The following is a 16,202-nucleotide window of genomic DNA, read 5'->3' on the forward strand; positions in this document are numbered from 1 at the left end:
TCGAAAAAATAGACATCTGGAGGAAAGTATGACCGCATCTGATCTCCTATTCGGTAATTTAGCCTCACTCTTATCGAATATCATCGTCTTTGTCATTATTGTTCTTATGTTCGTGATTTCTTTGCGGTTATTTCTGGATCGTCGTAAAAAGGGCTATATGTCCATGACGATTTCGCTTATTATCGTGGGCATCCATTATTTACTCCAATTATATTTAAAGCTAAGCACCATCGATACAAGTTTAACTAACTATATGCTGATGATGCTCAAAATTATCTCCTTCATTCTTATTAATATGGGTATTTATCAGTTGTACAACCGTACTAATCGCAAACAATACATCTTATTCTATGGTTTAATTATTATGGGTTTCGTTGTTTCCATTCTTCATTTTATCGTTCCCAAGCTGTATAGCGGAACCCTGCAGCAAGTCATGCTGCTGCAGGATATTGGCTTAGAATTATACGTGTTTTTGCTGATCTTCCTATGCTTTTATATGATTCCTCCTTATACGGGTCAACAAATTAAATATCAAATGGCTTTAACCGTATTCTTCTTCATGCAGGGTGTTCATCTGGTCAATGCCTATATGTATAGCAATGCGCAGCCTTGGCTCTCCCTAGCCGGGAATATTTTACCCGTGATTTATTATTTCTTACTCTTCATGCTACTTTTTGAACGTGTTGTCGAATTAATGCAAGCTATCTACAATTCTTCTATAACAGACGGACTTACCCGGCTATTCAACCGGAAATTTTTCTATAATCGAGTCACCCAGCACGTACAGCGTCATCTCCCTGTTTATATCCTCTTCAGCGATATTGATAACTTTAAGAAGCTGAATGATACGAAAGGCCATCAGATGGGAGATGATGTCCTGAAGCAGGTTGCCCAGATTATGAAGGAAGAAGCCGAGGATTGTGGGATTGCCGGCCGTTACGGCGGTGAGGAAATGGTCGTTATGGTGACGGATCCAAGTGTCAAAATGGATGCGTTCGCCGAACGCATTCGCAGTCGAATCGAAAAAGAAACGATTGTAACCGCAAGTATTGGCTATAGCAAATACAAAAATGGGGTTAGTGCGGAAGAGCTTATTAAACAAGCCGACCAGGCTATGTATAAAGCTAAAACCAGCGGTAAAAACAAGGTGGTGAAATTTGCTTAACATGTCCAAATCTCGCACTGTATTATTATGGTTACTTTTCCCCCTTGTGGGGCTGTTGTTATCATCGGTTTTGTTTCCCTTAGCGATAGCTGATAGTCATAAGCCCCATGCGTATACGTATGCCAAGCTCAAAGCAAATAACGGGGTCGTTCTCCATGTCTTACAAACGAAACCTGACAATATTGCGCTTCGAGCCATTGATCAAAACGTGACGAAAACGGCGCAGTATGGGATTAACGGGGGATTTTTCTATAATGGGGATCTACTTAGCATCGCCGTTACAAATGATCGACCTGCTAAGGGCGAAGCCAACGATTATGGCACCGGCTGGTACAATACGGATGTCGCGCGTGGAACCTTAATCTGGGATCAAGCTTTAAGGGCCTTCTATATTCAAGTTGTAAAGCACGCAGGCGAACTAAAAGTAACAGATAGGAACCACTACTGGGCGCAAGGTGGCGTGAGTATGCGGCTCGCAGATGCCATCGGTTGGGAAGCGCAAATGATTGCCGAGGAAATGCCTGCTTACGACGAGAATCGTCTCCGATCTGCGGTAGCCTATGACACTAGCAACCATGTTTGGCTCATCGTAACCCCGACGGCCTGTACCATCGAGCAGTTCCGCAGCGCAATCTTGCAAAAGGTGGCTCCAGGTCAGTTAATTGATGGTGTTTTTCTGGACGGCGACGGCTCTTCTCAGCTGAAAAGTCGTCAACATCAGCTGCAAGGAGACGGTCGCGAAGTCTACCAAATGCTTGAAATTGTAAAATAAAAGCTTCACCATCTTTTTCCCATTGGATCACCTTTAACAATCAAATAGAAACCTAAATTCTTGCGTGTAAAAAAAACCTCCAGAAAATCCTGACGATCCTATCTGTAAGCACGGTTTTTAGCGTTAAAGTGGAGTTGCTGCTTGAACTGATTGCTGTAACACTGAAAAAGAGTGTTACAGTTCCAAATGTGTCACTTTTGATCAACTTCTCTATCTGTAAGCACGGTTTTCAGCGTTAAAGTGGAGTTACTGCTTGGAATGATTACTGTAACACTGAAAAACAGCGTTATCTTTCCAAACATATCACTTTGCGAAGTCATTCCCTAACCATCTGCTTAAGTAGGTTTGACTCCACATGTTTAACAAGATTAAATAAGGTTAAGCTTCCGCTTAACCCAAACCCAAAACATATAAATTTTCAAAAAAGACAGCCAGGATGCGAAGCACCCAGACTGTCTTTTTCATTATCCGAATCGTATTCTCATTTGTTAGTTTTCATTTGCCTCTTGAACATGCTCTTTACAAAAAGCTGTGACGATCTCTACTTCATCATCTTCCAAATCGAAGTCAAGATACAGCTGTGTCGTTTTCTCATAGAGCTCATATTTCATAAGCCCCGACTTGCCCTCTTCCACGTTATAGATTGCCCTGATATATAATCCGCTTTCGGAGTATAACTCGTCATCCTCTTCGACTTCAATATCGATCAAAAATTCATATCGTTGTCCGGTCAAAATCCCAAACGGATCCTTCACTAATTCCACTGTGTAAGTTGTTATCGTAAACATCGTCCCACCCTTTCTTCATCTGCAAACTCCAGTATACCTGATTTGGCAGCAAGTACATAACCATATTGCTACGAAAGTACAATTCTTTGCGAGGCCGGATGCTGACAGATGACAAGGTTGGTCGTTTTAGATGCTCGACAAGAAGAAGCACATGCGTCGCATGTGCTTCGATAAATCTATTTTTGTTTAGCTTGTTCCACAGCTAAGGGATCAACTGGGAGGGTAATGCCTTGCTGAACTTGTAACATACGATCAATAACAATAATAGCCTGCGCTCTGGTCGTGGCCTCATCCGGAGCCAGCTTCCCGCCATTCATCCCTTGCAGTATCCCTTTAGTAACAGCTCCGCTCATGACAAAGCTCGGCTGAACGACGGCATTTGCCTTTTGCAGTTCAGGGCTGACTGCGCGCAGTGCGATAGCTGCAATCTCTTGCCGAGTAATGGGAAGGTCCCACGATTCTTGAAGATCACTCTCTTGCACAATGCCCGCCTTTTTCAAAGCATCCACATAGGGCTGATACCAAGCTTGATCCTTGACGGAATCAGCTGTGGATAGATGTAGAGAGGTCACGACCAGTTTAAGGAACTCACCTCTCGTAATCGAAGCTTCCGGTCGAAAGCTGCCATCACTGTAGCCATTCGCATAGCCTTTTTCCACGGCATGGAGAATGTTATCTTTAGCCCAATGACCATCTACATCAGTAAATTTAGCATTTAAACCCGTCACAATCGCAGGTAAAGCTCTGTTCAAAAACGTATTGTCGCCGAGCTGACCCGAATAGTTCCCGCCCCACGCCCATATACTGCCGTCCATACCTTGAACTATACTGTGTGAGCCGCCCGCTGCTGCCGTATCTGCTGTACCGATACCTTTGATTTGTTCGGGCTTATTCTGATTGATTTTACTTCCGTCGCCTAACTGACCAAACAGGTTTTGACCCCATGTCCATACGCTGCCGTCATTTCCAAGTGCCATGCTGTGATAGCTGCCTGCATGAACGGATTTCATGTACGGTAGATTTATTACCTTTACGGGTTTCGTTTGGTTCGTCGTTGTGCCATCACCTAATTGGCCAAAAGCATTATAGCCCCATGACCAAACGGTACCATCATCCTTCAAAGCGAGTGCGAAGTTTTTACCCGCTGACATCGCAATGACCCCTGTAACGCCATTGATTTGTACAGGCTGCTGTTTACCTGCCAATGTCCCGTCACCGAGTTGACCGCTGGTATTATCTCCCCAAGCCCAAAGTTTCCCTGTATTTTCCAGGGCTAAGTTGAAATTAGAGCCTGCGGCAATGCTAACAATATTGGACAACTGCACAATTTGACTCGCTGCAGCTGTTTTATCATGTCCAAGCTGCCCATACGTATTGTCCCCAAAACTCCAAACGGAACCGTTGTTAAGTAAGGCAATCGTGTGGTTACTTCCCGCGGCAGCTGCGATCACACCGCTTAATGAATCTACTTTCGCAGCCGTTGGACGAGCTGTCGTAGTGCCGTCACCCAACTGACCGGCGAAGTTTTGGCCCCACGTCCAGAGAGTGCCGTCTTGTTTAACGGCAACCGTGTGAGCATCTCCGGCGTCAATCGAAACGGCTCCATCCAAACTTAAAGCCTGCGGTGAACTAGCGGATGTTCGCGTACCATCTCCTAATTGACCAAACGTATTGCTTCCCCAGCCGTATAAACGATTGTTTTTGAGAACAAAGGTATCACTTTCTCCGGCAGCCAAAGGCACTGCTTTAGGGTTTTTAAGTAACACATTTCCTTCCCCAGGCTTGAGAACAGTAGGGTTTAGCCAAACATTCACCTGTGTTAGTATCGGTGACGGCTGGTTATTCAGCGTTTTGTCACCAAGTTGACTGTAGCTGTTGTTTCCCCAAGCCCAAAGGCTGTCATCTTTGCCAATCGCAAATGTAAAATTCGAGCCTACGCCCACACGTGCCACTTCAGGCAAACCTTTTACCTGGTTAGGAAACGTTTGTTTCCATGTTTTCCCATCAAAGCCAATTCCAACTCCCAACTGACCCGATGTATTCACTCCCCATGCATAGACACTGCCGTCTTTTTTTAAGACTACCGCATGGGAATTGCCTGCGGTAATTTGAGCGACGTTATCTAGGCCAATAACTAGAACCGGAAACTTATTTTCATCTTGCGTATGTGTATTGACCGCGTTGTACATCGCTGTTGGGTCTGAATCAATAAGCCCCCACGTCAGCACGGTGCCATCATCTTTGAGCGCTAGTGAAAAGTCAAAGCCGGCTGCAATTTGTGTAATATGCCAGTTCGAGCTAGTGGACCTAATGGGGGTGTTCAACCGATTTTGGTCATAGCCATAACCCAACTCGCCAAAATAATTGTCCCCCCAAGCCCATACAACGCCATCTTGATCGATAGCCAACGTATGATAAGCGCCACTGGCTATCGTTTTAACAGAAGCAATGTTGCCTTTTACTTGTACCGGCTTATTACTTCCTTTATTCGTACTGTCGCCAAGCTGCCCATACGTATTGTCCCCCCAGCTCCAAGCCGTGCCATCATCTTTAACAACAACGGAATGGAAATTACCTGCGGAAATGGCCGTCACATGGGTTAAATCGGGTACCTGAACCGGTGTTGTGCGATCAATCGTCGTACCGTCCCCGAGCTGCCCGAATGTATTCTCGCCCCATGCCCATACGGTTCCGTCGGATTTCAAGGCTAAGGAGTGCGACTGTCCCACGGCTATTGCCGTAATGCCGGATAAGCTGCTGATCGCTGTCGCTTGATTGCGATTGTTTAATCCGCCACCAAGCTTACCGCGTAAATTGTTGCCCCATGTCCACACGGTGCCATCCTTCTTCAGCAGAACCGTAAAGCCTTTACCACCCTCGATCTGCAAAATCGTGGTAGGGCTGATATTTGCTGCTCCGGCACTATCGGCGCTCACATCCGCCCAAGCTTTCTCAGGAAATCCTGAGAAAGTGGGTACGATGCCAAGCAGCAGAAATCCTAGCAGCCAGAAGGTAATATTGCGTCTCACTATGTTCATGACCTTGCTCCTTCATGTGTTGGACTGAAATCTTCCTTACAGCGATGTTGTTCCTGGTTCTTGGGAAATCGTTGGTTTACGTTTAAAACGTTTCTTGATTCCGTTCATCGAGCCGTCAAGCAACGTATAAACGACAGGTACAAGCACCAAGGTGACGAGCGTGGACAGTGTCAAGCCGAATGCTACGACAGTAGCCATCGATGCTTGTGTCTCCGCCCCTTCGCCAAACCCAATCACAAGCGGAAGCATAGCCAGCACCGTTGTCGCCGTTGTCATGAGAATAGGACGCAGACGCACTTTACCCGCTTCCATTAAAGCCTCATACAAAGGCATTCCCTTGCCGCGCAGCTGGTTCGTGTAGTCAATTAAAACAATCGCGTTATTCACGACGATACCAATTAGCATAATCATCCCGATAATCGAGTTCATATTAATGGTGCGATGCGTCACGATAAGCCCTAAGATAGCTCCGATAAAAGTTGGAGGCAAAGAGAACATAATGATGAATGGACCATATAACGACTCGAACTGACTCGCCATAACCATGTAAACTAAGACAACAGAGAGAATGAGGATCAAATATAAGCTTTTAAAAGAATCATTCTGGCTCGTTTGCTGCCCACCCATCGTAACCCGATAACCGTCAGGTGGTTGAATCGCATCGATCTTCTGTTTCACGAGAGCTGATACTTCCCCCACCGAAGCTCCAAAAACGGAAGCTTGCACCGTGGCAACGCGGTTCTGGTCTTGTCTGCGAATTTGTGCAGGACCTGTTCCCGGTTCTACCTTGGCAATCAAACTAACGGGTACAACCGTACCGCCAGAGGTATTAATCGTAATGTTATTAAAGTTTTCCAGCTTATTCGTGAAATCGTTCGGATATTTCACAAGCACGGAAATTTGTGAGCTCGCTGTCTTAAATTGTGTAGCCACGCTGCCTTGATAAGCGGTACGTAAAGCCGTCATTACGTCTCTCAGTGAAACCCCGTAGTGCGCGGCTGCATCCCGGTCAATCGTTAGATTGAATTGGGGGATCGAACGATCTAATGTATTTTGTACGTTTCGAGTGCCATCAACGGATGTGATCTCTTGGGCAACGAGGTCACCCAATTTTTGCAGGATCGTCAAATCCGGTCCGGATAGATTGACCTGAATATCGCCACCGCCAAAGTTCCCGCCGCCACCAAGACCTGGCAATCTCACACCTGACGGTACACTAACGCCAATTTGCGCGCCGGCGAAGCCGGTAGTTAGCGTGCGAATTTGCTCGGCAACTTGATCGGTCGTCTTCTTCCTCTCGCTAACAGGCTTCAGCCTGATCTGAATGCTTCCTGTGTTCGTCGCAGAAGATTGGAACGCACCGCCTCCGGCAGAACCAACCGAAGTAAAGACGGAGTCGATTTCAGGAACATCCTTCAATCTGGTCTCAATGGTAGCAGCCACTTGATTGGTCACTGCAAAATCGGTGCCTTGCGGTAAATTGATATTCAAATTGACTTGACTCTGATCGGTTTTTGGCGTTAATTCACTACCTACAAAACGAACGGAGTATACACTTGCAGCGAAAAGGAGGATCGTAACGCTCAGAATCACCCATCGGTGCTTTAAAGACCATTTCAGCATTTTACCGTAAAAATTCGTGACGTGATACATGCCGCGTCCGAACCAAATTAAAGGATTGAATGATCTTCCTTCCGGCAAATCTTCATCCACTTTGCTGCGTAATATTTTAGCTGCCAGCATCGGAACTAGCGTCACAGCAGCGAACCAAGCGGCTATGTGAGAGAAGCAGACAACGAGTGCCATCGGCCAGAAAAATTGCTTCACGAGGCCGCTAATAAAGGCCGTAGGCGCAAATACGGCGATTTGTGCAAGCGCGGACGCCATAACGGCAGTACCAACCTCGGCTGTCCCCACTTTGGCTGCCTCTTCGGGAGAAAGTCCCTCATGTCGTTTACGGAAAATGCTTTCCAGAACAACAACCGCGAAGTCGACAAGCGAGCCGAGACCGAGCGCTAAACCGCCCAGCGTAATCGTATTAATCGTTTGGTGACCAAAATACATCATACTAAACGTGCTTATAATGGAAATCGGAATAACCACGCCTATAATGAGCGTTGCTCGGATACTCCGCAAGAAAAATAACAAAATAATGACGGAGAAAACACCGCCGAGCAAAGTATGCTCAACAACCGTCTGCAAGGAATCACGAATGAATTTAGCAGAATCATTCAATATCGCGACATGCACGCCTTCAGGCAGCTTGGATTGAATATCCTTCAAAGACTTCTGTATGTTGCTGGATACGGACACCGTATTGCCGTCCGATTGTTTAAGAACCGAAAGACTTACACTAGCCTCTCCGTCTTTGCGTGCTTCCAAGGTAACATTTTGATAAGTGTCAATGATCTGCCCCAGCTCGCTAAGCGCTATCGTTTGCCCTTTGCCCAGCTGCACTTGCACTTTGCCAATATCCGCAATGGATTTAAAATCTCCATCGATATGTAAAGGCACCAGTTGCTTTCCTTTATTAACAAGTCCCGCGTCTGTGGAAGAGTTGTCATTCCCAAGCGCTGAAACGAGTGTGCTGAAGGAAATATTGTACGATTGAAGCCTGCTAGGCTCAACCAGAATTTGAATTTGTCTTACTCGTCCGCCTGTCACGCCTACGGATGCAACGCCATCCGAACGCTGAACGTCCGGGCTGACGATATTGTCCGCCACATCGCGAAGCGTAACAAGATCGGTTTTGCCATACAAAGCCAGTGTCATAATCGGTGTGCTGTTAGGATCTACCCGAGACACAACAGGAGCGTCAGCATCTGAGGGGAGCTGCCTTCGCACCCGATCCAGCTTGTCACGCATCGATAATGTGACCTGATCAATATTCGTTCCATAATTGAATTGCAGGGTAACATTGCTTGATCCCGTTCGCGAGTTGGACGAAATACTCGTTACCCCTGTGACAGTCGCCATCGCGTTCTCAATGGGCTTCGTTATTTGCTGCTCGATTTGGCCCGGTGAAGCACCGTTCCAAGAAACGGAAACCGTTGCAGAAGGGATCTCCAAATTCGGATAGAGATCCACCGGCAAGAGGGGAACTGCGATCGACCCAACAATCAACAGCCCAATCATAATCATTAAAATCGTGACAGGACGATGAACGGAGAAATTAGCTAATTTCACTGTCCAGCCCCCGCTTTCGGCGCTGCACTCGGCTTAGCCTCTGTTTGACCATCTTTGGACTGACCTTGGCCACCTTGGCCGCCAGTCCTGTTCTGACCTTGGCCACTTGGCCGTTCGCCGGTTTGGCCGGTTTGGCCAGTTTGGCCAGTTTGGCCTCCGGTTTTGCCTTGACCTTGGCCGCCTTGGCCGCCTTGACCACCTTGACCTTGACCGCCCTGACCACCTGTTTTCCCTTGGCCTTGTCCGTTCTGTCCTTGACCCGCCCCTTTACCGGCTCCGTTATCCTGCCCAGGTTGACTCACTTGAACTGGTACATTATCGGAAAGCAATTCTTGTCCTTTGACAACGAGTTCATCTCCGACCTTAAGACCATTCGTAATTTCGAACGATGAGCTGGTCATTACCCCAACCTTGACGAGCACCTTGGAAGCTTTGCCATCTTTCACGATGAACACCGCGTTACCGCTTGGTTGGCTAAGAACCGCATCCGCAGGAACCACAATGGATTGTTTGCCTTCACTCTTCAGTGAAGACTCGGCGAACATCCCCGGCAGCAATTCATGTTTATCATCATTTAATTTGATATCTACCAGATAGGACTTGGATGTTGGATCCATCGTCGGATGTACGGCATACACGGTCCCATCAAACGATTTATTTAATGTCGGTACTTTCACAGACATTGAAAGACCAGCTTTTACTTTGCCAATCGATGCTTCCGATACGTTCACTGTCGCAAGAACCGGCTCCAGTGCTGCAATCGACACTACAGCGGATTGTCCTGTATTTTGTCCAACTGGTACAAGAACAGCGCTTACAATCCCGTCGACGGGACTTGTAAGAACGCCATCTTGCAGCTGTTCACTTAGCAATTTCAACTTCGTTTGAGTCTGCTGAAGCTGAGCTGCGCTTACTTGAAGAGCATCTGTCGATTGCGCTGTTTTCACAGATTGCTTGGACTGATCCAGCGTGGCTTCAGCGCTATTCTTTGCAATTTCTTGCGAGGATTGAGACTGCGCTAGCTGCGTACGGCTAAGATCAATTTGAGCAGCCGCCGTTACTTGCGTATTGGCAAGCGTTAATAAGGAAGTATTCAGCGCTTCCTGTGCCACTTGGACGGCTTGCGAGCTTTGTGCGGTTAAAAGCGCATTTTGCAAGCTGGTCAGCGATTGCTGCGCAGATTGCGTGTCTTTATATTGCGACTGTTGAGCTTGCTGTAGGGTCAACTGTGTACTCTGCAATTTGGCTAGTGCGCCATCCATATCTTTTCCCGACTGAGCCGCCGAATTGTAGGCAACAACCGCTTGCTGCACTGCGAGTTGATAGGTATCTATATTGTTATTCTGTGATGTTAATAAACTATCCAGCTGCGAATTCAGATTCGTCTGGGCTACAGTAACAGCTGTTGCTGCATCTGCTTGCGCCTTACTAAAACCTACTTGAGCAGTGGAAACTCCCTGTTTAGCGGATTCAACGGAATTTTGCTGCGTGGCTATGGCATTGTTTAGTTGCGTCTGTGCCAAAGCTACGGCATTCTTTTGATCATTTATAGCTTTCTCATAAGCCGCTTGTTGCACAGCTAATGCTTTCTGAGCTACCGCGAGACTATTTGCTTGATCATTCACAGCTTTGCTGTATTGAATCTGACTTACTGCTAAATCACTCTTAGACTGCTCTAAGGATTGTTGAAGCGTAGTCGTATCAATGTGCGCCAGCGCTTGTCCGACTTTTACCTTGTCTCCTATGCTGACATCTAGAGACGTAATTCGGCCATTCACTTTCGAAGACAAATTCGTCGTGAACGCTGGTGTTATGGAGCCTGTGAATACTTGTCCGCCGCCAATGTCGGATAATTTAACTTGCTGTGTTTCTACTGTCATCTGGCGTGTTCCTGAACGGCCGTTTGCCCCTGGTTTAGCGGTACTGCTGGGCGTGCTGCACCCCGCTATGGTGACGGTTATCGCGGTGAGAACTGCGATGATTGTGGTACTCTTGAGTGAACTGTACTTCCTCATGGGATGGAAACCTCCGTCTACTTCTATTCATTTGGGCAATCGCTCTTCCCCACTTTACTTGACTTTCGTGATAGAAGTGTGATTCATATGTAAAAAATGTGTAAATATCGAAATAATCCCTCGTATTTTAGGCATAAAGTCCTGGTATTGACTTACTATCTCAGGTTATATTTATATCTTTTCTAGTTAATTTCCAGTTCGAGTCTAAAAATCCCTAACTGTACCTAAATTCAAACTATTTCGTTGCCCTTCAAGGTTACTGCTGATGAATGTGCCATTTTACAAATACTTTACACTGTTTTCTATGTTATATGTGGTAGTCTTATAGAGCTACTTATATAGAAGCAATTATTTTATCGGAGGTAGAAAGAGTTGAAGAAAAAACTTACAGTAATTAGTTTGTCCATGTTGGTTGCAGCTAGCATGCTAGCAGGTTGTGCTAAGAAAGAAGAGACTAAGCCAGCCGCATCACCGGCAGAATCAACGAAAGTATCCGCAACTCCGGCAGCAACAGGCTTCATACCCAAAGAATTGAAAGTGCAATTCGTTCCATCCCAAAATGCTGAAACACTTGAAGCTAAAGCAAAACCACTTGAAAAACTTCTAGGGGACAAGTTGGGTATCCCCGTTAAAGTTTCCGTTTCAACTGATTATAACGTGGTAATTGAAGCCATGGCTTCCAAACAAGTGGATGTTGGCTTCTTGCCTCCAAGCAACTATGTTGTTGCGCATGATAACCGTAAAGCAGCAGACCTGCTTGTACAAGCCACACGTCTAGGCGTGGATGATACAACTGGTCAACCAACGAAAGATCTTGTAGATTTCTACAAATCAGAAATTTTGGTTAAAGCTGATTCTCCAATTAAATCCGTTGCCGATCTCAAAGGCAAAAAAATAGGTTGGCAAGGTGTTACCTCCGCAGCTGGTTATGTATATCCAGGATTTGTTCTGAAAAAAGCGGGCGTTGATCCGGTTAAAGACGTTACCGGCGTACAATTCCAAGGTCATGACAAAGCAGTTATCGCTTTGCTCAACGATCAAGTTGACGCAGTTGGCGTATTCCAAGACATCCGTACCAACATGACGAAAGATTATCCGGATGTATTCAAACAAACTCGCGTTCTTAGCTTCTCTGATAAAATTCCTAATGATACCATCGCGGTTCGTTCCGATATGGACGCAGCATGGAAAAAGAAACTTACAGACGCCTTCATCGCAATCGGTAACGATCCGGAAGGCCAAAAAATCATTTTCGATGTGTACTCCCATAAAGGGTATGTAGCTACAGATGATTCCAAATTCGACATCGTACGCAGCGTTAACAAAGAAATGGGCTTGAAGTAATATCGAAGTAACAAAAGAGACATCGCATGTGTATATGCGATGTCTCTTTTGTTGTTTTAAACAATCCGTTTTCGAAGTTCTCCTGAAATATAGTCAATGATGGAGATCGTTACAATGATTCCTATGAGGATAATAGCTACCCGTGGCCACTGCCTCGCGTTAAGTGCGAAGATCAGAGGTGTACCGATACCGCCCGCTCCAATGATCCCTAATAGGGTCGCAGAGCGCACATTGATTTCAAAACGATACAACGTGTAAGAAATGAAATCAGGGATCACCTGAGGAACAACAGCGAACGCCATCTTCTGCCAAATGTTCGCTCCGACCGCCGTCATTGCTTCTGTAGGCCCCATATCCATATTTTCAACGGCTTCTGCATAAAGCTTGCCAAGCATCCCTACCGAGTGGAGCCCCAGCGCCATGACCCCGGCAAACGCCCCAGGTCCTACAGCTTTAATAAAGATCAAGGCCATAATGACTTCAGGTATCGTACGAACGACACTTAAAAATAATTTACCGGAGCCGGAAACAGCCCGTCTGCGGCTCATATTTGCCGCTGCCCAAAAGGCGAACGGGAGACAAACAACAGCGGAGACAAAGTTGCCCAAATAAGAAATCGATAACGTCTCAAGAAGAGAGCGCAGTAAATCCTCTCCATCAGGAATATAAACATAAGCCCAGTCTGGATGCATCAATCCGGTCATCATCGATTTCATCAAAATCCATGTGGTTGGCTGAAAACCGGACAATTCCAAACCTGTTACAGACCAAACCAATAAAGCCACGACAATCACCCAACCTATGATCGAGTATGTGCGTGAACGTGAGGCTGACATTGGTTTTGCGCTGCCTTTTAACAAATATGAGCGGAATCGGGTACTAACTAGATCGATGATTACAACAACAAACAACGTATAAATGACAATCGCGCAGGCTTGATCGTAGCGGAATAGATCAAGCGTGTTTTTTAGCAGCAAGCCAATCCCACCTGCCCCTACTAAACCGAGGATAGCCGATGCCCGAATACTGACTTCAAAGGTGTACAATAAATGAGCCAGATACGTAGGCGCAACTTGCGGGATGACACCAAAACGAATCCATTTGAGCTTGTTTGCACCAACGGCCGTCATGGCTTCTAGCGGTCCAGGATCAGTCGCCTCGGTCGATTCATACGAAAGCTTAGACAGAATCCCAAACGTAAAGAATATCAGCGCAAGTGTGCCTGCCGTTGGACCAAATCCGACTAATACTGCGAAGATAGCCGCGTATAGCAGATCCGGTATGGTCCGAAACAGATTCATAATGAACCTTGCTGGATAGAACAACCATGGCGTGGTGTTAACGTTACGAGCAGCAAGGAGCGCCATGGGATAGGCGAACAAAGCACCTACAACAGTTCCAATAATCGACATCTGCAGGGTTTCCGCCATTGGTTTCCAAATATCAGCAAAAAACTGCCAGTCCGGCGGGAACATTTCGCCAATAAACTTTAAAATTTCCGGTGTACCGGATACGAGCTTCGTTAGTGTCGCTTCCGTTTGATAAATGCTCCCGATCAGGAAAAGAACCATTATCAGGACCGTAAGATACAGCTTCGTCCGAGGCGGCTTCTTGACGATTGTTACACTCATCCTTCCTGCCCCCCCAGCAGCTCGTCCTTCTTAATGGCCCGGCCATAAATCTCTGAGAACACCTCATCCGTCGCATCAGCCACAGGTCCGTCATAGACAACTTTACCTGCACGAAGTCCGATAATCCGTGTCGCGTACTCACGTGCAAGGTCAATAAAGTGAAGATTTACAACTGTTGTAATGCCTAATTCCGTATTAATTCTTTTTAAATCATCCATCACTTGTCTGGTCGTTAATGGGTCAAGCGATGCCACAGGCTCGTCCGCAAGAATAATCTTGGCTTCCTGTGCCAATGCTCTGGCGATTGAAACACGCTGCTGTTGACCACCTGACAATTCATCAGCTCGTGAATAAGCTTTTTCCCGAATATTGACACGCTCCAGCGCTTTTAGCGAAAGTTCGATATCTTCTTTAGGGAACAAACCTAGTAAGGTTCTGAACGTCGAATGATACCCTACACGACCAGATAAAACATTGCGAATAACAGATGAGCGTTTGACCAGATTAAACGTTTGGAAAATCATCCCGATATCCCTGCGCATACGACGCAATTCGGCGCCTTTTGCCAAAGTTATTGACTTTCCGTCAATTAATATTTCTCCATCCGTTGTTTCATGCAAACGATTAATAGAACGCAACAGCGTCGATTTGCCCGCTCCTGAAAGGCCAACAATAACAACGAATTCCCCAGGATGAATCGTCAGATTAATATCATTCAGCCCGATCGTTCCGTTAGGATAAACTTTGGAAAGATGTTTAAACGCAATCATATAAATCCTACTTTCATTAGATAATAATGTTAAAAATAGCAGACAAAATTTTCTTAAGTTTTCCGCGTCTAAAACCCACTAAATGTAAAGAGGGTGTAAACTCTACATTTGTAGAGTTTACGCCCTCTTTCAGTAGCCTCGAAGGATTATCTTTTTTGCTACTTTGTTTACTTTCCGTATGAACCCGCAGCGAATGTAGATGGATCCCACCATTTGTAACCTGGATCCGGAGCAGCCCATGGCTCTGCTAGAGGCTCAATGGATTGTTGAGGTATCTCATTCTCTTTGCCAGAAGTAAGCAATGGCGTTTTTTGATCCAATGCAAGTCCTTGAACCTGTGAAAGGCTAGTGAAATTTTCTTTCTTGCCTAACCACTCAATGACGTTTTGCAGCAAAATACCATCGCTTTCTTCCTTGTATCCATCATAAGTAGTCTTGGCTTTACCGTTATCTTCTCTTTTGTACTTAGGTGATGCATCCTCTACCGGAGATGAGTCCCCGATAAAAGCTGCTTTTCCTTTACCCACTTTAGCAACAGCTACATATGGGCCTTCCTCAATGCCTCCACCGTTGTAAACAGCTTTGTCTACAGGACCAGTGGCCCATTTGGGAGGATTTTTTGGAACATAAACGATACCTTTTGCTTTATTTGGATCTGTAACAGCCAATGTACTTCCTGCATGCATAGCTACCGATTTAACATTCTTTGTAATTCCGAATGCCTGATCCTGTGCAACAATAATGTTCGCACTTAAATCGCCCAGCGCATTATATCTGAATTTGATTCCAAAGTTATCCGACAACCAATCTGAGCTCACAACATCCTTCATGGCTGCAGAATTCGCTTCCTCTGTGCTCATTCCTTTTGCCGGGTTATCCCATGCTCCACGACGGTAACCATTATAAACCTCTGATCCATCCCAACGATTCTTGTTACGGTCTGCATTGTAATGATCGGCGATGAAGAAGATTGAACCGCCTTTGTTCACATACTCCAACATAGCAGCTTGCTCGGAGACTTTGTAGGGAACGTTGGACTCTGCGGTTACAAAAATGTCATAATCTTTAAGATCATCGTAGGTCATAAGTTTGGTTTGGCGCAATTCTTTAACGAAATATCCGGCATTCGCGATCCCATTAGCAAAGTCGGAGAACCCCCCGTCAATGACCCAGTCAGACGCACCTGTTGTGTTCCCGTGGGCATTATCGAATAAGACCTTTTTGCCGTTCGGCGTACCTTTTGCAGCAATAGTTGGAGCCGTATTTGTAGGACCTTCCGCAAAGATAGCGTAGGGAATTACTGCTGCTGTTAAGGTTAACGCCAGCGCAAGTGTGACAGTAACAGTTAGTTTTGAATATGGTTTAGATAATAATTTCATAGATCCTCCTGTTTACCCGCTGATAAGAACTTGATAGAAAGCTCTTCGCTGGGGTTTGCTATATTTCCATACTCCAACGAAGGCCTCATCATTGAATCAATTCACTTTATACTA

The 16,202-nt window shown here is 45.9% G+C and carries 9 protein-coding genes and 1 pseudogene; 3 read left to right on the forward strand and 7 right to left on the reverse strand.

The features are described from left to right. Window positions 1-28 precede the first annotated feature (28 nt). Together FU659_RS00580 and FU659_RS00585 are read left to right on the forward strand one after the other, a co-directional pair. Window positions 29-1,165 (forward strand): GGDEF domain-containing protein, encoded by a 1,137-nt coding sequence (locus FU659_RS00580; protein WP_147945751.1) that lies wholly within the window; start codon window positions 29-31, stop codon window positions 1,163-1,165. Window position 1,166: 1 nt separating this feature from the next. Next, window positions 1,167-1,937: a hypothetical protein gene (locus FU659_RS00585; RefSeq protein ID WP_147945752.1), complete on the forward strand. Its 771-nt coding sequence runs from the start codon at window positions 1,167-1,169 to the stop codon at window positions 1,935-1,937. 488 nt (window positions 1,938-2,425) lie between these two features. Here FU659_RS00585 and FU659_RS00590 read toward each other — a convergent pair whose 3' ends face one another. The 4 genes from FU659_RS00590 to FU659_RS00605 form a co-directional block, all read right to left on the reverse strand. Beyond that, on the reverse strand, window positions 2,426-2,725 hold the full coding sequence (locus tag FU659_RS00590) for a DUF6509 family protein (RefSeq protein WP_147945753.1): 300 nt from the start codon (window positions 2,723-2,725) through the stop codon (window positions 2,426-2,428). Window positions 2,726-2,901: 176 nt separating this feature from the next. Next, a complete protein-coding gene (locus FU659_RS00595; RefSeq protein WP_147945754.1) occupies window positions 2,902-5,763 on the reverse strand; it encodes an RCC1 domain-containing protein in 2,862 nt (953 codons plus the stop codon). Window positions 5,764-5,799: 36 nt separating this feature from the next. After that, window positions 5,800-8,949 (reverse strand): efflux RND transporter permease subunit, encoded by a 3,150-nt coding sequence (locus FU659_RS00600; protein ID WP_147945755.1) that lies wholly within the window; start codon window positions 8,947-8,949, stop codon window positions 5,800-5,802. Continuing rightward, window positions 8,946-10,964, reverse strand: coding sequence for an efflux RND transporter periplasmic adaptor subunit (locus tag FU659_RS00605; protein WP_147945756.1), 2,019 nt, complete (start codon window positions 10,962-10,964; stop codon window positions 8,946-8,948). Before FU659_RS00605 ends, FU659_RS00600 begins: the two co-directional genes overlap by 4 nt. 372 nt (window positions 10,965-11,336) lie before the next feature. Here FU659_RS00605 and FU659_RS00610 point away from each other — a divergent pair, with 372 nt between their 5' ends. After that, window positions 11,337-12,308: a phosphate/phosphite/phosphonate ABC transporter substrate-binding protein gene (locus FU659_RS00610; RefSeq protein ID WP_147945757.1), complete on the forward strand. Its 972-nt coding sequence runs from the start codon at window positions 11,337-11,339 to the stop codon at window positions 12,306-12,308. A gap of 56 nt (window positions 12,309-12,364) precedes the next feature. Here the strand turns inward: FU659_RS00610 and phnE are convergent, their stop codons facing one another. The 3 genes and pseudogenes from phnE to FU659_RS00630 all read right to left on the reverse strand — a co-directional run. Continuing rightward, window positions 12,365-13,939, reverse strand: a complete 1,575-nt coding sequence (phnE, locus tag FU659_RS38645; RefSeq protein ID WP_397354787.1) for a phosphonate ABC transporter, permease protein PhnE — start codon at window positions 13,937-13,939, stop codon at window positions 12,365-12,367. Then, window positions 13,936-14,709: a phosphonate ABC transporter ATP-binding protein gene (gene phnC / locus FU659_RS00625; protein WP_147945758.1), complete on the reverse strand. Its 774-nt coding sequence runs from the start codon at window positions 14,707-14,709 to the stop codon at window positions 13,936-13,938. The genes phnE and phnC overlap by 4 nt, the downstream gene beginning before the upstream one ends. 173 nt (window positions 14,710-14,882) lie before the next feature. Then, window positions 14,883-16,088 (reverse strand): annotated as a pseudogene (locus FU659_RS00630) (hypothetical protein); the annotation flags it as partial. Window positions 16,089-16,202: the final 114 nt, after the last annotated feature.

The organism is Paenibacillus sp. N3.4, from assembly GCF_008017805.1.
In the GTDB taxonomy this organism is placed as follows: domain Bacteria; phylum Bacillota; class Bacilli; order Paenibacillales; family NBRC-103111; genus Paenibacillus_E.

Excerpts from the sequence above, each read along its gene's own strand:
- FU659_RS00585 (WP_147945752.1), top strand. The coding sequence starts at position 1,167 with ATGTCCAAATCTCGCACTGTATTATTATGGTTACTTTTCCCCCTTGTG.
- phnC (WP_147945758.1), bottom strand. The coding sequence starts at position 14,709 with ATGATTGCGTTTAAACATCTTTCCAAAGTTTATCCTAACGGAACGATC.
- FU659_RS00595 (WP_147945754.1), bottom strand. The coding sequence starts at position 5,763 with ATGAACATAGTGAGACGCAATATTACCTTCTGGCTGCTAGGATTTCTG.
- phnE (WP_397354787.1), bottom strand. The coding sequence starts at position 13,939 with ATGAGTGTAACAATCGTCAAGAAGCCGCCTCGGACGAAGCTGTATCTT.
- FU659_RS00590 (WP_147945753.1), bottom strand. The coding sequence starts at position 2,725 with ATGTTTACGATAACAACTTACACAGTGGAATTAGTGAAGGATCCGTTT.
- FU659_RS00605 (WP_147945756.1), bottom strand. The coding sequence starts at position 10,964 with ATGAGGAAGTACAGTTCACTCAAGAGTACCACAATCATCGCAGTTCTC.
- FU659_RS00580 (WP_147945751.1), top strand. The coding sequence starts at position 29 with ATGACCGCATCTGATCTCCTATTCGGTAATTTAGCCTCACTCTTATCG.